This is a genomic window from Francisella sp. SYW-2 (assembly GCF_008711475.1).
GTDB lineage: Bacteria > Pseudomonadota > Gammaproteobacteria > Francisellales > Francisellaceae > Francisella > Francisella salimarina.
On record NZ_VXKO01000024.1, the window covers coordinates 1 to 18243 of the forward strand.

Genomic DNA, 18243 nt, shown 5'->3' on the forward strand with positions numbered 1-18243 from the left:
CTAGACATGATTGTAAATGCTATTCAAAAAATTGGATTTTATAGCAATGATTTCTCCTTGTGTCTCAAAATATTCAATAAAACTACTAAGGAACTTAAAATATGAAAAAATTATCGTGTACAGAGATGATTTAGCGATTATGGCAAAATCAAATGTAAAGCAATCCGCTCTTAGAGATTTAGAGTTACTATCAAATGTCGTTGATTTTAAAAATAAGTTTTACCCGAACAATTGGGCGAAATATGATGATGTTAAAAAAGGATTATTAAAGCTGTTACCTAATGAGCAAAGAGTATCAGAACTTAAAAAGGATTATCAAAATATGCAAAACATGATTTTTGCTAAGAACCTTACTTTTGAAGATATATTAGAAACTTTACATGAGTTAGAAAAAGATGCTAATTTAGCAATTAAGGGTTAGTATGAAAGAAGACAATATAGAAAACTACGCAATCGATCTATTTAAGTCAGAAGGCTATAACTATATATATGCTCCTGATGTAGCACCAGATACTGACAATCCTATTAGAGCTACATTTTCAGATGTGGTATTAGAAAATCTTCTGCGTGATAAGCTTCTAGAAATTAACCATCAAATAGAGTCAAATTTAATAGATGATGCGATCAAAAAACTTTTGCGTACTTCTTCTGATGAGCTTTTAGCTGATAATGAGCTTATTCATCAATATATTACTCAAGGTATCAAGATTGAATATACCAAGGATGGTGCCACTAGAGGCGAGATTGTCAAACTTATAGATTTTGATAATCCTAGTAACAATGATTTCACGGTAATGAATCAGTTTACTATTATTGAGAATGATAATAATAAACGCCCAGATTTAATTATTTTTGTAAACGGCTTACCGTTGGTGGTTATAGAGCTAAAAAATGCTACTGATGAAAATGCAACTATCAAGTCAGCATTTGACCAAATTCGTACTTATAAAGCTACTATTCCAAGCTTATTTAGATATAACGCTATTTGTGTGATTAGTGATGGGTTAGAAGCAAAGGCTGGGACTATTTCAGCCGATATTAGCCGTTTTATGACTTGGAAGTCTAGTGATGGTATAGCCGAGAGCTTAAAACTAGTACCACAGATAGAAACCCTAATTTTAGGGATGCTAAATCCTATAACCTTATTAGATCTTATCAAAAACTTTATCGTATTTGAGAAAGATAAAAAGCAAGATGAGAAAGGGCAAACTCAAGTTTTTACAATCAAGAAGTTAGCAGCATATCATCAATATTATGCAGTCAATAAAGCTCTTGAGAGAACGCTACAAGCTAGCCATAAAGATGGCGATAAAAAAGGTGGTGTAGTATGGCATACCCAAGGTAGTGGTAAATCACTATCTATGGTTTTCTATACAGGTAAAGCTGTACTAGCTCTAAATAATCCGACTATTGTAGTTATCACAGATAGAAACGATCTTGATGATCAGCTTTTTGATACTTTTGCAGCATCAAAAAGCCTACTGAGACAAACACCAGTACAGGCAAATAATAGAGAAGATCTCAAAAGGCTACTCAAAGTAGAAAGTGGAGGTATTGTATTTACAACTATCCAAAAATTCCAACCAGAAGAGGGTAATGTTTACGATACATTATCAGCAAGAGACAATATTATCGTAGTAGCTGATGAGGCACACCGTACCCAATATGGCTTTAGTGCAAAGACTGTAGATGATAAAGATGCCGATGGTAATGTGGTTGGTAAAAAGACAGTTTATGGCTTTGCTAAATATTTGCGTGATGCTCTACCTAATGCTACATATCTAGGTTTCACAGGTACACCAGTTGAGGCTAATGATAAAAATACCCCTATGGTTTTTGGTGACTATGTTGATATTTATGATATATCCCAAGCTATAGATGATGGTGCAACTGTGCCAATATTTTATGAATCGCGTTTAGCTAAGATAAATCTAAGTGAAGAGGGCAAAGAGCTTGTCAAAGAATTAGATGACGAGATCGGTGAGTTAGATGAATCACAAAAAGCAAAAGCAAAGTGGACAAGATTAGAGGCTCTTATTGGAGCAGAGAATCGTATCAAAGAAGTAGCAAATGATATTGTCAATCACTTTGAAGCTCGCCAAGAAGTATGCGATGGTAAAGCTATGATTGTTGCTATGAGTCGTAGAATAGCTGTTAGATTATATGATGAAATAGTCAAACTTCGCCCAGCATGGCATGATAAAGATTTGGATAAAGGCGTTATAAAAGTTGTAATGACAGCTAGCTCTAGTGATGGTCCAGAAATGGAGCAACACCACACCAGCAAGCAACAACGTCGTAATCTTGCAAATCGTATGAAAGATACCAAAGACGAGTTAAAACTAGTAATAGTTCGTGATATGTGGCTAACAGGTTTTGATGCACCATCTATGCATACTTTATATATTGATAAACCTATGCAAGGTCATAATCTAATGCAGGCTATAGCAAGAGTTAATAGAGTCTACAAAGACAAGCCAGCAGGGTTGGTAGTTGACTATCTAGGTATTGCAAGTGATCTTAAAAAAGCTCTATCTTTCTATAGTGATAGTGGTGGTAAAGTGATCCAGCACAGACACAAGAAAAAGCAGTTAGCCTAATGCTTGAGAAATTAGAAGTAGTCTCACAAATGTTTCACGATTTTGACTATGAGAAATATTTTGATGCTGATACTAGACAGAAGTTAGCTATTATCTTAGAAGCAGAGGATTTTATTCTAGGTTTAGAAAATGGTAAAAAACGGTTTGTTAATGAGGTTGTAGCATTATCAAAGTCTTTTGCCATAGCTATGCCACATGATGATGCAGTAGATGCCAAAGATGAAATAGCATTTTTCCAAGCTATTAAAGCAAGATTAGCAAAATTTGACTCTACAGGAATAGGCAAAACTGATGAGCAGATAGAGACAGCTATTCGCCAAGTTATTGATAAGGCTTTAGTAACAGATCAAGTTATAGATATATTTGATGCTAGCGGTATCAAAAAACCAGATATATCAGTATTATCAGATGAGTTTCTAGCTGAAGTTAGAGATTATAAGCACAAGAACATTACTTTAGAAACACTCAAGAAACTTCTAAACCAAGAGATAAAAGCTCGCTCTAAAACTAATCTAGTCCAAGCAAAGAGTCTTAAAGAGATGCTAGAGGACTCAATTCGCCGTTATCATAGCAAGGCTATTTCATCAGTTGAGTTTTTAGATGAGCTAATAAACCAAGCTAAAGAAATTAAAAAGATGGATACTGAGTATCAAAAGCTAGGTTTGACAGAGTATGAGTATGCTTTCTATACAGCGGTAGCAAATAATGAGAGTGCTAAAGAGATTATGCAGACTGATAAGTTGCGAGAACTAGCTATAGAGCTATTTAATCGCTTAAAATCATCAGCATCTATTGATTGGACAAAAAAGGAGTCTGTGAGAGCTAAACTTAGAGTTACAGTCAAAAGAACGCTCAGACAATTTGGTTATCCACCAGATATGCAAAAACTAGCTACCGATACTGTACTTAAACAAGCAGAGCAGTTGGCAAAAGAGCTTTTGAAATAATATTAGCGTTTATTTTTAAACATCGTCTAAATAAATATTTTAACTGTATATTCAAAGGTGAGCTATAAATAATTTTTTAAGTGAAATCTTTTAGTAGGGTATATAGTAGGGTAGAAACAAAAAAGCCCGCTACAAAGTAGGTGGGCTCTATGTTCATGGCGGAGAAAGAGGGATTCGAACCCCCGGACCTGTTACAGTCAACGGTTTTCAAGACCGCCGCTTTCGACCACTCAGCCATTTCTCCGAACTGATGGAGTATATTATACAATTATTTGTCTGCATTGCAAGGCGATTTTTGACAAAAATACCAAGATATTTGAAGATTTATATAGTAACTTTTATAAAAGATAATATATTATCGATAATATAGCTTATATTTAAAGGTTGAGTGATGATAAATTTTTTAGCAAAAAATCAAAATTGGGCAAAAATAGCTCCATGGGCTGGTATATTCTTTACAATATTACTATTTGCTAATTTTTCTGTATATGATCCACATTTTTGGGGATTAATTAATATTCCTATGTATTTGTTCCACCAGACAGAGGAGCACTATGTACCAGGTGGCTTTAAAGACTTTATGAATCGTACAGTTATGGCATTGCCACAAGGTCAAGAAAAACTTACAGACATTAAGATATTTTGGATAAATATACTTATGGTGTGGTTAGCATTTGCAGTTTTTGGAACTTTGAGCTTTATCAATCTTGGTTTTGGATTGTTGATTATAATTTTTAGTATTATAAATTGCTTAACACACATTGCAGAAGGGGTTAAGCGTAAAAGCTGGAATCCTGGATTAGTTATGGCTAGCCTACAGTTTATCATATCTATATTTGCAGCTTATTATGTAACAGTACATGGTTTGGATAATCCTGTAGCTTGGTGGGTAGGGACAATAATTTTTTCAATCTTTGCGCATATCTTATTATTTAAATTTGTAATGACTAAAGATTAGTCATAAATCTATATTTATAAATAGACATTTCTGATACATCATATTATTATCTTGCTTAAAATTTGTTTAGCTAAATCTAATAAAAGAGGCTTAAAAATGTCAGATACTAGATATCAAATCACCAAAAAAGTTACTCTAGTGGGGATGTTTGTTAATGCATTGCTTGCTATTTCAAAAACATTTATTGGAATTATAGGACGCTCACCAGCATTGTTTGCTGATGGCATACACTCATTTTCAGATCTTTTGAGTGATGCTATGGTTTTATTTGCTGCTAAGTATGCTAATAAAGGCGAAGATCACAACCATCCTTATGGACATGAAAGATTAGAGACTCTAGCGACATTAGTGCTTTCTGGTTTACTTATATCTATAGGTTTTTTGATTGTATATCATTCGTTAGCTACATTGATACTAGGTGAATATGAAACTCCAGATAGATTTACTGTGTATGCAGCAGTTTTTTCTATATTTGGCAATGAATTTATCTATCAGTATACTATGCGAGCTGCAAATAAAATTGATTCTGATATGTTAAGGGCCAATGCTTGGCATAGCCGTTCGGATATGTGGTCTTCAGTAGTTGTTTTAGTTGGCTTGTTTGGTGCTTTTTTAGGTTTCCCATGGATGGATGCAGTTGCTGCCCTAGTAGTCTGCTATATGATCGTTAAGATGGGTGTCAAGTGGGGTTACTCTGCTGTTGCTGAGCTTATCGATGAAGGTGTTGATGCTGAAACACGTAAAAGCATCAAAGAAATAATTACCAATTCCGAAGGGGTGCATGATTTTCATTTTTTGAGAACTAGAAAAATGGCTGGTAAAATTGTATTGGATGTACATATTTTAGTTGATAAGTTTAGTACAGCTTCTGAGGGTCACTATATAGCAGAGATTGTTAAGAGTAATATTTATCATAATATCGAAAATATCAAGGATATTACAGTGCATGTGGATGTTACAAATCATGAAGATGGTGTAATTAAGCTTGAGAACTTTGAGCCTTCTCGTTTGGAGATACTATCTGAGATAAAAGCTATTTTTGATGAAAATAATATTCCAGAAAGTAATATTTTAGATAAAAAGATGTCTATATATTATTTTGAAAATGAAATTTTAGTAGATCTATATGTCAAAAGATCAAATGATCTAAAAAGACTATCTAAAGTATTGAGCAACTTCTCTGTAAACGGTTATAATATTAATGTAAGCTTGTACTGTAATTTAGCTGATAGCTAATACTAAGGAGATTAAATGAAAATCAAAAAAGCGGTCTTTCCTGTTGCTGGCTGGGGAACTAGATTTTTACCAGCAACTAAATCATGTCCTAAAGAAATGTTAACTGTTGTCGATAAACCATTGATCCAATACGCAGTTGAAGAAGCCATTGAAGCTGGCTGTAAGGAGATAATTTTTGTTACAAGCTCAAATAAAAAGTCTCTTGAGGATCATTTTGATAGAAACTTTGAGCTAGAATATTCATTAGAGAAAAAACAAAAATATGAGCTACTAGATTTAGTCAAAAATATAATCCCTAAAGATGTGAGCTTTTTCTTCGTTCGTCAGCCCGAAGCTCTAGGGCTAGGTCATGCTGTGCTATGTGCTAAACCTCTTGTGGGTATCGAAGACTTTGCTGTAATACTGCCTGATGATCTAGTATATAATCATGATTGTGGCACTGGTACCCTTAAACAAATGGTCAAAGCTGTAGAAGGTACTGATATTAGAGGTTGTATAGCTACTCAACAAGTTAAAAGAGATGAAACTAGCTCTTATGGTATTGTAGCTAAAGATAGTGAAAACCTTATAAAAGCAATAGTTGAAAAACCATCTCCAGAAAAAGCACCATCAACAAATGCTGTAGTTGGAAGATATTTGCTACCAAATAAAATTTTCAGATGTTTAGAATCAACTTCAGAAGGTGCAGGTGGTGAAATTCAACTAACAGATGCAATAGCTAAACTTCTTGATCAAGAAGAAAAAATTCTATCTTATGAGTTTAAAGGCACTCGTTATGACTGTGGTAGTAAATTAGGCTTTTTGATTGCTAATTATGAAATAGCTCTTCAGCATAAAGAATTGGGTGATAAATTTAAAGAGTATCTTCAAAATAGATAAATCTTTATCAATATTTAATAATTCTTATTAAATATTGATAGTGCAAATATAGTCAAAAATTCAGCTAAATATGCTAATATAAATTTTAATCGTGTTTTTAAAGTTAATAATATGCCTTACTCAAGTTTTCAAGTTTCAGAAGACTTCATAGCCCAGGCTAATGTCAATGCTGAGCAATATGAAGTTATGTATAAAGAATCAATAGAAAATCCAGAAGCATTTTGGTCAAAGCAAGCCCATCATATTAGCTGGCATAAACCATTTGATAAAGCTTATGCAAGTAGTTTTGATCCAGTTGATATTCAGTGGTTCAAAGGTGGTGAGCTAAATGTTTGTTATAACTGTGTTGACAGGCACTTAGTAGACAAAGCAAATAAGATTGCATTTGTTTGGCAAGCTGATGATCCATATCATACTAAAAATATTACATATAGAGACTTGTATCATAGGGTATGTGAAATGGCTAATATACTTGAAGCTAATGGTGTCAAAAAAGGTGATGTTGTAACCATCTATATGCCAATGATACCAGAGGCAATATATGCGATGTTAGCTTGTGCACGTATAGGAGCTATGCATTCAGTTGTATTTGGAGGTTTCTCAGCAGAAGCACTTAAGCAGAGAGTCATAAATGCAGATAGTAAGTTTATAATTACAGCAGATGAAAGTATTAGATCAGGTAAGAGAATACCTCTTAAAAAAAGTGTAGATAGAGCAATCTCTGGTTTAGACTTCGTTAGAAATGTCCTAGTTGTGAGTAGGACTAAGACAAAGGATATGGTTTGGAACGATATAGATCTTTGTTATGATAAAGAGTGTGCTAAAGTTTCTGATGAACATAAAATAGAATTCTTTGATGCAGAGATGCCTCTGTTTATGCTGTATACTTCAGGATCAACAGGTACTCCGAAAGGTCTTGTCCATACTTCAGGAGGGTATCTTGTCTATGCAAGCATGACTCATAAGTTGGCTTTTGATTTGAAGGAAGATGATGTCTACTGGTGTACAGCTGATATTGGTTGGATTACTGGGCATAGTTATGCTGTTTATGGTCCGCTTGCTAATGGTTGTACCTCCTTAATCTTTGAAGGTGTTCCAACATACCCAGATGCTTCTAGAATGTGGAAAGAAGTTGATAGACATAATGTGAAATCGTTATATACAGCACCAACTTTGATTAGATTATTAATCAAAGCTGGGGATCAGTATCTTAGAGATTCAGATAGAACTTCATTGAGGGTATTAGGATCTGTAGGAGAGCCTATTAATCCAGAAGCATGGAACTGGTTTGTAGAAAAGGGTGCTAATAATCAAGCACCTCTTGTTGATACTTGGTGGCAAACTGAGACTGGTGGACACATGATCCTACCACTACCAGGAGCACACAAGTTGAAGCCAGGATCTGCATCTAAGCCTTTCTTTGGTGTTGATGTGGCTTTATTAGATACAGATGGTAAAGAGATCGAAGGAGTTGGCAAAGGAGCTTTGTGTATTAGAGCTGCGACTCCTGGTATGGCTAGAACTATTTATGGTGATCATGATAGATATATTCAAACATACTTTAGTAGTTTCAAAGGTTTTTATTTCTCAGGAGATGCTGCTAGAAGGGATGAGGATGGCTATATCTGGATAGAAGGTCGTATGGATGATGTTATTAACGTATCAGGCCATAGAATGGCAACTGCTGAAATAGAAGCTGTATTGAATACTCACTCTAGTGTTGCAGAATCTGCTGTAGTTGGTATGCCTCATGATATCAAAGGTGAAGCAATTTATGTCTATTGCATACTAAAAGATGGTCATGATGGTAAGGGTGCTGGAGATGAATATCTTGATAGCATCAGAAAAACATTGGTATCTTATATTAGACAAGAGATTGGTCCAGTAGCAAGTCCAGATGTGATTCAGTTTACTCCAGATTTACCAAAAACTCGTTCTGGTAAAATTATGAGAAGAATTTTGAGAAAAATAGCTGCAAATGATTTTGATAATTTAGGTGACACATCTACACTTTTAGATCCGAGTATAGTAGAGTATCTGATAAAAAATAGATAACCTAAAACTCATGAGCTCTTCTTTATTTCAAGGGTATATCAAAATATTCTTAGCCTTAGTTTTCTGGGCTAGCTTATATCATATAGCACCCATTCCATTAGAGTATGTCGATATATATATGGTTGGTCTTATTCGTTACATTATGGCGTCTTTGATTTTTCTTGTAGTGCATTATATTTTCACCAAAACATTATTTCCACGCTTAAATCTTAGACAATGGCTTTATGTTATAGCTGTGGGGTTCTTTGGAGTGTTCTTGTACAACATAACGTTCTTATGGGCTGAGAAACTTATATCAGGAAATATTGTTGCAATTATATATGCTTTTAGTCCATGTTTAATAACTATACTGTCAAGCTATATGTTCAATATGAGAGTTAATCAACAAGCAAAAATAGGTATCTTAGTTGCTTTGTTAGGTACAATTGGTGTTGTTATGTTTTCTAGTGGTGCCTCACAATGTTCAACTAGCGTAAATATGAATCTTGGAGAAGTATTAAGTATATTAGCAGTTGTTTGTTTCTCCGCTTATGCAATATTCGGTAAATGTTGTGTAAGAGAAGGTGTTGATATGATTACAATCAATACTTATGGAGCTATAGTTGGCATGATAATGTTTGCTGTTCTAAGTTTATTTAAATCTGATTTTTCTCAACTTGCTAATACAGATATTAAGTTCTGGGGAAGTATGTTATACATAGCTGCATTTGCAACGGTATTAGCCTATTTATGGTACTTAAGAGCTCTTGAAGAAATAGGAGTTTATAAAACAGCAGTTTTTCAAAATACTATGCCATTTTTAGTTATTTTGATTGGTTTTGTTTTATACGGAGAAACAATTTCGATCTTATCACTACTTTTTGGAGGAGTAGTGTTCTTGGGTGTATATATGACAAATGTTGCAGTTAGCAGGAAATCATAGACTATAACATATTTTATTAGTGTTTAAATTTACATAGTATAGTTTAAAATTCCAACACTTAGTTTTAGATCAATTAAAATTTAACAAGGACTGTTAATTATTCCTATATGTTTTAGACTGAAGAATCGTTATTATAAGCCTCGAGATAGTTCTATATATCATTTGGATGAGCACAAAAGCAGGATTTTCATTATTGGAGTTAATGGTCATGATGGTTATTATGGCTATTATAGCTACTGTAGCTATACCCATGTATTCAGATTATAAGACTAGAGCTAAAATCTCAGCAACAGATGTAGTAGCAAATAGCTATCTCAATCAAGTTACAGATTATACTTCTGGGAGAGAGATATTTCCTGATGAAACTTCTGGATTATGGGGTTGTAGAGAAGTTAATAGTGATAATGTTACTCGGATATGTACAGAAAGAATAGATTCACAAAATGCTATTATGAAAGTATATGTTAATCAAGATATATTATCTAATATAGAGGAACCTTACTATCAATATAATTTAACTTTAGTATGAGTTTTAAGAGGAGTGGCATGTTTATTAAAATACTAATAGTCGCTATTGAAGTTATTTTTTTAAATATATCTTTATTAAATGCAGCTATTCTGTATATAAATAAGATTGCTGGAAATATACCTAGTAATTTAGTTGCTGGAGTTGATTCTAATGAATCATCATCTGAGCAAGATACTAATTTAGATTATCTTTATGATACACCTAGCTTTGGAAATATAGCTAGTATGCCAGGGTTTTATAAATGTGGAGGGAGTGGTGATTTTCTCCCTATTTGTAGAAAGTATTCAAATGATGTGTATATAGGCTCGAGACATAATGTTACTTATATTATTTCAGGTGAAGGAGATGCTAGTGCTGGTTTTTATGAAGATCCAAATGTTTTTGGAATGTTTATTGACTCTAGTGGTCGATTAGGAACTTATACTAGTCTTCCAGAAAATAGTGCAGGGTATTCTAGTAATGTAGGAGATATTATTGATAGATATACTAATACTGATTTTTCACCTTATGATCCTCCTAATTTTAATGTCATCGATGAATTTGAGAAATCAATTGCAGCTTTTTTGGAGACGCAAGATTTAGGAGATAATGATATAGTGAATAAGCCTTGTGGAAGCGGTTGGTTTTGCTCAAAAGAAACTATACGTGAACAAATTAATAGTTATTGCTCTGAGAATCAAGCCAATAAATATTGTAAAACTAGATCTTTTTCTAATTAATTTTATTCTTAAAATCTGCACCGTATGGTGAATACTTAAATCCAATACTTTCACGATTATGAACTTCAACAAGCCTTGAGTGTAGATCAGAGCTAGTAGCTGAATCTCTATGGAATTTACTCCATTGATTGTTTTTGTAGGTATCTTTACAACCAACGAGCATGAAAGCTAGGCTTATAAAGCCTATGGTTTTTTTTAGCACAACTGAAAATTCATAGATCAGTTAATAATAAAGTTAATTATATATTATTGGATTAAATTAACGAATAGATAAAGATTTTTAAACAGTGATTATTCATGAAAATATAGTTTTACTAATCAATTTTAAATAGGTGCTATTATTTTTTTCTATGTATTTGCTTTATAATAGGAGTTATTCTCAGTGAGGTTTTTACTTATCTATATTAGTTGTATGAATGATAGAGGTTTTTCTTTAATAGAGTTAATAATTGTTATTGCGATAATTGCTATTATAGCTGCAGTAGCAATACCAATGTACTCAAACTATCAAGTTAGAGCAAAACTTTCTGGTGCAGATATCGCGGCACGAAGCTATATTAATGAGATTACTCATTATACATATGAGGCTGGAAAATTTCCCGATGAGGACTCTGAACTTTGGGGATGTGTTGAAGTAAATAAAGATAATGTTGTACAAGTGTGTAAAGAAAGAGTAGATGCTCAGAATGCAAATATTAAAGTCTATGTTGAACCAACTTTAATACCTGATATTACAGATCCGTATTATCAGTATGATTTAGTATTATCTGAGTAGGATATTAACTTAGGAGGTTAGTCATGAAATTTAAGAGAATATTGGTCTTATTAGGAGGTGTTTTTATCAGTGTATATTGCTCAAATGCGATAACTCTTAAAGTAAGTAAATCTGCAGGAAATTTGTCTAATGGTATGGTTCCTGGTGTAGCTAATGATGGAGATATATCCTCAAATAATAATGAGGATACGCCATCTTCAAGTGACTCAGCCCCATCTAATCCACCTATGACAGAAACTACAACGACAGGGGGTGTTTGGGGTATTTTATGCTCAAGTCCAAGAGCAGCGACAGGTTCGATTCTTCCGAATGGTGATAAAGGATGTTTAACTGGAGATAATGGCAATCTTTTATTAGCTTTCAGAGGAGATGGTGGGAGAGTGACCTTAAAGACTACACTTAATGATGGTAATGAGTATGATATAATAAATGAGCCTGATAGTGATTATGTATATGTTCAAAGAAATGGGTCGGAGAGATTAGGGAATCAAACTAACCCTGAAGTTGTGTCTATCCTTGAAAGTTTTGTCAGTGAAAAAGGCGACTTTATTTCAGGCGTAGGTCAAGGTTCTACAATGTGTGATAGTTATGCTAAAGATGAAGACACTGCTGGTTTTTGGAATAAGTTATGTACTGCTCCATAAAGTTTTAGGAAAACTTTACACTTTTATCTCTTCTAAAAACCACCTATCAAGAGAAATTATACAGTTTCCATATTTAATAGATTCATAAGTTCCTCCATTATATGCAGAGCTAATGTTTGAGCATATATTATCACGGTATCTTTTAAAATTTTTGATGTTAGATCCTTTAAGAGAATCTAGTTTTTTGTCATACGTTTGCATTTGAGTCTTGAGGCATTGGTTAATTTCATAAGTATTACCATCACATATTGGATTATTGGCAAAAACTAGTATTGGTAGAAACAGTGAGAGTATTATTCTAAGCATTATTTTATATCCTATATTTCGATAATATGACTATCTAAGTCAAGAAAGTCATTGATGTTGTTTTTTTCGGTTGTGGTAATGAAAACCTGCGATTTTAGCTTTTTTAGATAGTTAAATAGTGTCTGCGTGTGAATATTATCAAGTTCAGATGTTATATCATCTATTAGATAAATACATTTATTTTCATTTTCTAGGTTATGAATTTCTCCTTGTGCTAGTTTGATTGCACAAATCAGTAGTTTTTGTTGACCACGGGAGAAGATATCTTGTATTGGCTTATGATTTGTAGTTAGGACTATATCTGCCTTATGAGGTCCATGATTAGTTACATTATATCTATTATCAGATTCAAATGATTCCTCTAAAACCTGTGTTAGACTTTTGTGTGAATTCCAACCGCGGAAGTAATCTATGTCCAGTTTTAAATTCGGGTTAAACTGCGATAGAATTTCATAGATCTTTGGTTTTAATTTTGAGAAATAAGTATGTCTCTTTTTATCCAATATATCTGCAAATTCACATAATTTTTTATCTATTCCGTTAATATAAGCTTTAGGATAGTTTTGTTTAAGAGCTGAGTTTCTTTGCTTTACTAAAAATTTGGTTTGTTGCCATATTTTTAAAAATGTTTTATCAAGATAAAAAGCTCCCCAGTCGAGTACTTTACATCTTTGTTGAGCACCTGAATTTATAATGTTGAAGCTTTCAGGATTGATTAATTGGATAGGCAAAACTCGAGTTATCTCACTGTGATTTTTTTGAATTTCTGAGTTTAGTTTTGAAATATTATTACTATTTTTCTTGCGTGATAGTGAGATGATTACTTCATCTTGGTTATAGGCTTGGGTGTATACTATAAACTCATCGCAATCATGATTAATTATGCGATTAAGCTGTGAACTTCGAAATGATCTACTGTGCGAGAGAAAATATATCGATTCAAGTATAGATGTTTTACCAGAACCATTTTTGCCAACTATAAAGTTTATACTATTTTTAAAATCAAAACTCTTAAAAGGAATATTTCTAAAGTTTTGTAAGCGTAAGTTGGCTATATACATTTTTTAGATAAATTCTAAGCTGTTATTATAAATTTGTTGTTTTAGTATATCAGGATTTAGTTGATAAATATCCTTAAGCAATTCAAAAATTGTAGGTATATTTTCTGGAGTGTTAATATCTTCATAACTATTATAAAGTCTCATGTCAGGTGAGTCTGTTTCTAAAACAATATTTTTAGGATTGATTTTTTGTAGAGTTTGTTTAAGTTTTGATTGTGGATGAGAGATAATTCCTCCAATGCCTAATTTAAAACCAAGATCTATATACTGTTGTGCGATAGTATCGTTTGCATTAAAAGCATGAATAATACCACCATTAGTAAATTTTAAATCTTTAATGATCCGTAATACCTCATTATGAGATTTTACAGCATGAATAATTACTTGTTTATTGAGATTTTTAGCAATAGCTATTTGCGCTGAGAAAAATTCTATCTGTTTATCAAAATTTTCAAATCTTTTATCTAGACCAATTTCCCCAATTATTTTAGTTGAGTGTTTATTGCTATATTCTTCTAAAGCATTTAAGTCAGAGATACTATGATTATTAATAAATACTGGATGTAAGCCAAAACAAATAGAGATATTATTATATTGTTGATTAAGTTGAATTAGATTGTCCCAATTATTTCTTTGAGTAGCCGGGTCTATAAAGTGAGTAATACCTAATTCATCACAGTTTTGTAATAGTGTAGTTCGTGTTTTATCAAAAATAGTAAAATCTAAGTGACAATGCGTATCAATAAACATAGATGTTTAGTTAAATTCTTTGGGTTATTAAGTTATAATATAGCCCAATATTCATGATAATTATACTTTCCAGTATCTAGAGAGTATTAATAAAGTAAACATTTATCTATAGGGTTTGTAAATGAGCAAAATTACAAAAGATTTTTTATTTGAATTAGGTACAGAAGAATTACCTCCAAAAGCATTGCGAAATTTAGCACAGTCACTGTTAAACAGTGTAAGTAACCAATTACAAGAGGCAAAAGTTAGTTTTGGTAAAACTAAGTGGTTTGCGTCACCAAGAAGGTTATCTTTTGTAATTAAAAATTTAGCAGAGTTTCAAGATGATATAGTTATTGAAAAACAAGGACCTTTAGTAAATATTGCGTATAAAGATGGTGAACCAACAAAAGTAGCTTTGGGATTTGCAAATTCTTGTGGTGTAGAGCTTGATCAGTTAGATAGAATCGAAACACCAAAGGGTGACAAACTTTATTATAAAACTACACAGTCTGGTCAGCCAACTATTTCCTTATTGCAAGAAATCATTGCAAAAGCGCTTAAACAGCTACCAATTCCAAAAATGATGCGTTGGGGTGATTCGGTAGTTGAATTTGTGAGACCTGTGCATTGGGTCTTGGCATTATACGGTAGAGAAGCTGTTGATATTGAGATTCTAGGACATAAGGCTTCTAATGTTACTTATGGGCATAGGTTTCATCATCCTGATGCAATATCTATCAGTGAGATTTCTGAATATGAGGGGGTATTAGCTGAAGCTAAAGTTCTTGTCGATTGGGAGCAACGCAAGCAGATGCTAATTGAACAGGCTAAAAAGATAGCTAAAGAAAATAACTATAAAGTAGTTTTGGATGATGATCTTGTTGAAGAGGTTTGTGCTATTGTAGAGTATCCGAATGCTATGCTATGTAGTTTTAATAAAGATTTCTTGAGAGTACCGCAAGAGGCGTTGATATCCTCAATGGAGGAGCATCAAAAGTGTTTTGCATTATTAGATTGCGATAATAATATTGTTGCAAACTTTATTACAATCTCAAATATTGAGAGTAAGAAGCCTGAGCTTGTAACATCTGGTAATCAAAAAGTTATGAACGCAAGATTAGCTGATGCGGCATTTTTCTATGATACAGATCTGAAGAAATCTTTAGAACAGTTATTACCTAGATTAGAAAATGTTACATTCCAAAATAAACTTGGAAATATGTATCAAAAAGCTCAAAGGATTGCTAATACAGCACAGAAATTAGCAGATTTGAATAATGTAGATAGCCAACAAGCTTACAGAGCTGGTTTATTAGCTAAGGCTGATTTGATATCTGATATGGTATTTGAGTTTACTGATCTACAAGGTATCATAGGTAAGTATTATGCAAAAGCGCATGGTGAAGCAGGTATTGTCGCTGATGCTATAGAACAACAGTATTGGCCAAAATACTCTGGTGCAGAATTACCAAAAACTGATGTCGCAGCTTGTGTTGCATTGGCGGAAAAGTTAGATACTCTAGTTGGGATATTTGGAATTGGTCAAAAACCAACAGGAAACAAAGATCCATTTGCTCTAAGAAGATCTGCAATTGGTATTCTACGTATTCTAAGAGATACAAATATTGATATAGCTTTAGAAAAGATTATCGAAATTGCATTAGATAGCTATAAAGAAGTTAATAACTTAGAGTTTAGATCTGATATAAAAGCAGAAGTTATATCATTCTGTCTAGATAGACTAAAAAATCTATATAAAGATGAAGGTGTCGCTGTAAATATCTTTGAGTCAGTGATTAATACTAAATATGATTCAATCAAGGATTTTGCAGCTAGAATAATGGCTGTAACTAGTTTCGTATCTACAGATAAAGCGCAGAGCCTTATAGCATCAAATAAGCGTGTTGCTAATATTCTTAGTAAGAACGCTTCCGATGGGAATAAGGACTTTTATAATATTGAGTTAGCTAAATCGGCAGGTAATGAGTATGAGCTAGCACTTGCTTATAGTATCGAAGAAATAAGTGCTGATCTTGATAAGTATTTAGACAATAGAGACTATGGCTATGCTTTAGAGCTTCTAACTTGTCTTGATAAAGTCATTAGTGAGTTCTTTGAAAATGTAATGGTTATGGATGATGATGCCAGTGTCAGAGATAATCGAATTGCATTACTTGCAACTATTCATAAGATGTTTATTGGTGTAGCTGATATTTCAAAACTTTAATCTTTAATATATTTATTTCATCACTTTTCTGTTTTATTATGTTTAATAAAACAATCTTTTTTTAAAAAATATGTCAGAACAAAAAAATGTTTTAGGTGGTATATTGAAGCCATGTTGTTTAGAGCCTAAGACTGGGTTTTATAGAGATGGCTTTTGTCGCACTGATAATCATGATCATGGCTTACACGTTGTTTGTGCTATTATGACAGAAGAATTTTTGGAGTATACAGCATCAAGAGGTAATGATTTGTCTACGCCTAATCTTTTGTTTGATTTTCCTGGGCTTAAAGCAGGAGATAAATGGTGCTTGTGTGCATTGAGATGGCTAGAAGCATATCAAAATGGAGTAGCTCCAGAAGTAGTACTTGAGTCGACCAATGAGAAAGCCCTACAAGTAGTTAAGAAAGAATATCTGTTAGAAAAGGCTCATTCTTTAGAGGTTTAGCTTCTATTAGCTTTTTTATTTAGTTTATAAATTCCAAAAAGTAGCATAACTGTTGCTAATGCAAAGATAAATTGAAAAATTGGAGATGCTATCACTAAATCTCTACCATGATAGAAACTTATAAAATAACTTCCGCTTGCAGCAATCATATTTTTGATAAAGTTAACAATCGAGTTAGCTGTGCCAAAACTATGGTCAATTTGATCAATTGCAAATGAATAAATAAGAGTTGAGCTAAAGGCTACATTTCCACATAAAACAAACATTATTAATGTATAAAAAAAGGCATTATCAAGATTTAGGCTATTAAAGGTAATTGAAATAATACAGCTAATAGTTATAAGTGCGACACTATAGTATAAAAATTTAAGTTGTTGAACTTTGCTTGAGTGTCTTTTTATCAAATAATTTGCAAATATAGCAGCAACACAGCATAAACCATAATATATACAGTACCATAAAGATCCTGTTGTATAGCTATCTAGGTAAATTAAAGCTGATGATGAAATATAGATAAAAAGAGCTGCAAAAATAGTACCACTTGCTACTGTAGCAAGCATAAAGCGTGGATTAGTTAAATGTTGAAAGTAGCTTGGTATTAATTTTAGAATACTAGACTTTCTATCTTTATGCTCTAGAGTTTCTTCAATTAGAAAAGCACATAGAAGCATAACTACACCATATATAGTTAAAAAGTGAAATGTACTTTGCCAAGTATGAGTTAAATTTGTAAGAATAGTACCAATTATTGGAGCTACTATTGGAGCTATTAGCAATATTATTATTATTGATGCTACGAGGTTTGTAAGTTTAGCACCTTTGTAACAGTCACGAGCTATTGAGAAGGCTATTACAGCACCTACTGAGTCGGATAACCCTTGTATTAAACGCATTATTTCAAGCATTTTAAAGTTATAACTATACGAACATAGGACAGTACTTATGATATAGATTACGCTACCTATGATAATAACTTTTTTGCGTCCATATTTATCAGAGATAGCTCCCCAAAAAAGCATACCAAATGAAAAGCCAATAAAATATGTTGCAAATGTTGTAAGAACAGTACTATTACTAACACCAAAGTCATTAGCTATCAGTGGAATAGCAGGAGCGTAAGTGTTGACAGCTAGTGGCGGAAGGGCAGCAAACAATGCCAATACTATAGGGAATAATTTAGAATCTCGAGTTATATTTTTCATAAGTAG

19 protein-coding genes and 1 tRNA gene are annotated in these 18243 nt (G+C 32.8%); 14 read left to right on the forward strand and 6 right to left on the reverse strand.

The window, feature by feature from the left end:
* The first annotated feature begins 139 nt into the window (after positions 1–139).
* Genes F3D57_RS07715 through F3D57_RS10370 form a run of 3 tightly spaced genes read left to right on the forward strand, consistent with a single transcriptional unit; the run spans position 140 to position 3547 of the window.
* Complete coding sequence (locus F3D57_RS07715) at positions 140–421, forward strand: hypothetical protein (protein ID WP_150465815.1); 282 nt, start codon at positions 140–142, stop codon at positions 419–421.
* Between the two features lies 1 nt (position 422).
* The gene (locus F3D57_RS07720) at positions 423–2600 is read left to right on the forward strand and encodes a type I restriction endonuclease subunit R (protein ID WP_224728167.1); all 2178 of its coding nucleotides are present in this window, start codon (positions 423–425) and stop codon (positions 2598–2600) included.
* Positions 2600–3547, forward strand: a complete 948-nt coding sequence (locus F3D57_RS10370; RefSeq protein ID WP_224728168.1) for a DUF3387 domain-containing protein — start codon at positions 2600–2602, stop codon at positions 3545–3547. Before F3D57_RS07720 ends, F3D57_RS10370 begins: the two co-directional genes overlap by 1 nt.
* 156 nt (positions 3548–3703) lie before the next feature.
* Here the strand turns inward: F3D57_RS10370 and F3D57_RS07725 are convergent.
* A tRNA-Ser gene (locus F3D57_RS07725) sits at positions 3704–3791 on the reverse strand.
* A gap of 144 nt (positions 3792–3935) precedes the next feature.
* Here F3D57_RS07725 and F3D57_RS07730 point away from each other — a divergent pair.
* From F3D57_RS07730 to F3D57_RS07760, 7 genes are all read left to right on the forward strand, one after another.
* Positions 3936–4505, forward strand: coding sequence for an HXXEE domain-containing protein (locus F3D57_RS07730; RefSeq protein WP_150465816.1), 570 nt, complete (start codon positions 3936–3938; stop codon positions 4503–4505).
* A gap of 96 nt (positions 4506–4601) precedes the next feature.
* Complete coding sequence (locus F3D57_RS07735) at positions 4602–5741, forward strand: cation diffusion facilitator family transporter (protein ID WP_013923271.1); 1140 nt, start codon at positions 4602–4604, stop codon at positions 5739–5741.
* 15 nt (positions 5742–5756) lie between these two features.
* Positions 5757–6620: a UTP--glucose-1-phosphate uridylyltransferase GalU gene (gene galU / locus F3D57_RS07740; protein WP_150465817.1), complete on the forward strand. Its 864-nt coding sequence runs from the start codon at positions 5757–5759 to the stop codon at positions 6618–6620.
* A 111-nt stretch (positions 6621–6731) separates the two neighbouring features.
* Positions 6732–8675: an acetate--CoA ligase gene (acs, locus tag F3D57_RS07745; protein WP_146421256.1), complete on the forward strand. Its 1944-nt coding sequence runs from the start codon at positions 6732–6734 to the stop codon at positions 8673–8675.
* A 10-nt stretch (positions 8676–8685) separates the two neighbouring features.
* A complete protein-coding gene (locus F3D57_RS07750; protein WP_150465818.1) occupies positions 8686–9597 on the forward strand; it encodes a DMT family transporter in 912 nt (303 codons plus the stop codon).
* 166 nt (positions 9598–9763) lie between these two features.
* Positions 9764–10126: a prepilin-type N-terminal cleavage/methylation domain-containing protein gene (locus F3D57_RS07755; RefSeq protein ID WP_150465819.1), complete on the forward strand. Its 363-nt coding sequence runs from the start codon at positions 9764–9766 to the stop codon at positions 10124–10126.
* 17 nt (positions 10127–10143) lie between these two features.
* Complete coding sequence (locus tag F3D57_RS07760) at positions 10144–10845, forward strand: hypothetical protein (RefSeq protein ID WP_150465820.1); 702 nt, start codon at positions 10144–10146, stop codon at positions 10843–10845.
* Here the strand turns inward: F3D57_RS07760 and F3D57_RS07765 are convergent.
* Positions 10838–11047: a hypothetical protein gene (locus F3D57_RS07765; RefSeq protein ID WP_150465821.1), complete on the reverse strand. Its 210-nt coding sequence runs from the start codon at positions 11045–11047 to the stop codon at positions 10838–10840. The two genes, F3D57_RS07760 and F3D57_RS07765, sit on opposite strands and share 8 nt — an antisense overlap.
* A gap of 210 nt (positions 11048–11257) precedes the next feature.
* Between F3D57_RS07765 and F3D57_RS07770 the strand changes: the two genes are divergently transcribed.
* Both F3D57_RS07770 and F3D57_RS07775 read left to right on the forward strand, forming a co-directional pair.
* A complete protein-coding gene (locus F3D57_RS07770; RefSeq protein ID WP_150465841.1) occupies positions 11258–11620 on the forward strand; it encodes a prepilin-type N-terminal cleavage/methylation domain-containing protein in 363 nt (120 codons plus the stop codon).
* A gap of 23 nt (positions 11621–11643) precedes the next feature.
* Positions 11644–12264 (forward strand): hypothetical protein, encoded by a 621-nt coding sequence (locus F3D57_RS07775; protein WP_150465822.1) that lies wholly within the window; start codon positions 11644–11646, stop codon positions 12262–12264.
* A 15-nt stretch (positions 12265–12279) separates the two neighbouring features.
* Here the strand turns inward: F3D57_RS07775 and F3D57_RS07780 are convergent, their stop codons facing one another.
* From F3D57_RS07780 to F3D57_RS07790, 3 genes are read right to left on the reverse strand one after another with little or no spacing between them, the layout of a single operon-like run.
* Positions 12280–12570, reverse strand: a complete 291-nt coding sequence (locus F3D57_RS07780) for a DUF1311 domain-containing protein (RefSeq protein ID WP_150465823.1) — start codon at positions 12568–12570, stop codon at positions 12280–12282.
* A gap of 11 nt (positions 12571–12581) precedes the next feature.
* A complete protein-coding gene (gene recF / locus F3D57_RS07785) occupies positions 12582–13631 on the reverse strand; it encodes a DNA replication/repair protein RecF (RefSeq protein WP_150465824.1) in 1050 nt (349 codons plus the stop codon).
* A gap of 3 nt (positions 13632–13634) precedes the next feature.
* On the reverse strand, positions 13635–14381 hold the full coding sequence (locus F3D57_RS07790; protein WP_150465825.1) for a TatD family hydrolase: 747 nt from the start codon (positions 14379–14381) through the stop codon (positions 13635–13637).
* 121 nt (positions 14382–14502) lie between these two features.
* Between F3D57_RS07790 and glyS the strand changes: the two genes are divergently transcribed.
* Positions 14503–16590 (forward strand): glycine--tRNA ligase subunit beta, encoded by a 2088-nt coding sequence (gene glyS / locus F3D57_RS07795; RefSeq protein ID WP_150465826.1) that lies wholly within the window; start codon positions 14503–14505, stop codon positions 16588–16590.
* A gap of 70 nt (positions 16591–16660) precedes the next feature.
* On the forward strand, positions 16661–17035 hold the full coding sequence (locus tag F3D57_RS07800) for a DUF2237 family protein (RefSeq protein WP_150465827.1): 375 nt from the start codon (positions 16661–16663) through the stop codon (positions 17033–17035).
* On the opposite strand, the gene F3D57_RS07805 is transcribed toward F3D57_RS07800, so the two are convergent.
* The gene (locus tag F3D57_RS07805; RefSeq protein WP_150465828.1) at positions 17032–18237 is read right to left on the reverse strand and encodes a multidrug effflux MFS transporter; all 1206 of its coding nucleotides are present in this window, start codon (positions 18235–18237) and stop codon (positions 17032–17034) included. The two genes, F3D57_RS07800 and F3D57_RS07805, sit on opposite strands and share 4 nt — an antisense overlap.
* Positions 18238–18243 lie beyond the last annotated feature (6 nt).

What these genes read in the sequence shown, in the direction of transcription:
- F3D57_RS07750 (WP_150465818.1), top strand. Translation starts at nt 8,686, where the DNA reads ATGAGCTCTTCTTTATTTCAAGGGTATATCAAAATATTCTTAGCCTTA.
- glyS (WP_150465826.1), top strand. Translation starts at nt 14,503, where the DNA reads ATGAGCAAAATTACAAAAGATTTTTTATTTGAATTAGGTACAGAAGAA.
- recF (WP_150465824.1), bottom strand. Translation starts at nt 13,631, where the DNA reads ATGTATATAGCCAACTTACGCTTACAAAACTTTAGAAATATTCCTTTT.
- galU (WP_150465817.1), top strand. Translation starts at nt 5,757, where the DNA reads ATGAAAATCAAAAAAGCGGTCTTTCCTGTTGCTGGCTGGGGAACTAGA.
- F3D57_RS07735 (WP_013923271.1), top strand. Translation starts at nt 4,602, where the DNA reads ATGTCAGATACTAGATATCAAATCACCAAAAAAGTTACTCTAGTGGGG.
- F3D57_RS07775 (WP_150465822.1), top strand. Translation starts at nt 11,644, where the DNA reads ATGAAATTTAAGAGAATATTGGTCTTATTAGGAGGTGTTTTTATCAGT.
- F3D57_RS07755 (WP_150465819.1), top strand. Translation starts at nt 9,764, where the DNA reads ATGAGCACAAAAGCAGGATTTTCATTATTGGAGTTAATGGTCATGATG.
- F3D57_RS07790 (WP_150465825.1), bottom strand. Translation starts at nt 14,381, where the DNA reads ATGTTTATTGATACGCATTGTCACTTAGATTTTACTATTTTTGATAAA.
- F3D57_RS10370 (WP_224728168.1), top strand. Translation starts at nt 2,600, where the DNA reads ATGCTTGAGAAATTAGAAGTAGTCTCACAAATGTTTCACGATTTTGAC.
- F3D57_RS07780 (WP_150465823.1), bottom strand. Translation starts at nt 12,570, where the DNA reads ATGCTTAGAATAATACTCTCACTGTTTCTACCAATACTAGTTTTTGCC.
- F3D57_RS07800 (WP_150465827.1), top strand. Translation starts at nt 16,661, where the DNA reads ATGTCAGAACAAAAAAATGTTTTAGGTGGTATATTGAAGCCATGTTGT.
- acs (WP_146421256.1), top strand. Translation starts at nt 6,732, where the DNA reads ATGCCTTACTCAAGTTTTCAAGTTTCAGAAGACTTCATAGCCCAGGCT.
- F3D57_RS07715 (WP_150465815.1), top strand. Translation starts at nt 140, where the DNA reads ATGGCAAAATCAAATGTAAAGCAATCCGCTCTTAGAGATTTAGAGTTA.
- F3D57_RS07770 (WP_150465841.1), top strand. Translation starts at nt 11,258, where the DNA reads ATGAATGATAGAGGTTTTTCTTTAATAGAGTTAATAATTGTTATTGCG.
- F3D57_RS07760 (WP_150465820.1), top strand. Translation starts at nt 10,144, where the DNA reads ATGTTTATTAAAATACTAATAGTCGCTATTGAAGTTATTTTTTTAAAT.
- F3D57_RS07805 (WP_150465828.1), bottom strand. Translation starts at nt 18,237, where the DNA reads ATGAAAAATATAACTCGAGATTCTAAATTATTCCCTATAGTATTGGCA.
- F3D57_RS07720 (WP_224728167.1), top strand. Translation starts at nt 423, where the DNA reads ATGAAAGAAGACAATATAGAAAACTACGCAATCGATCTATTTAAGTCA.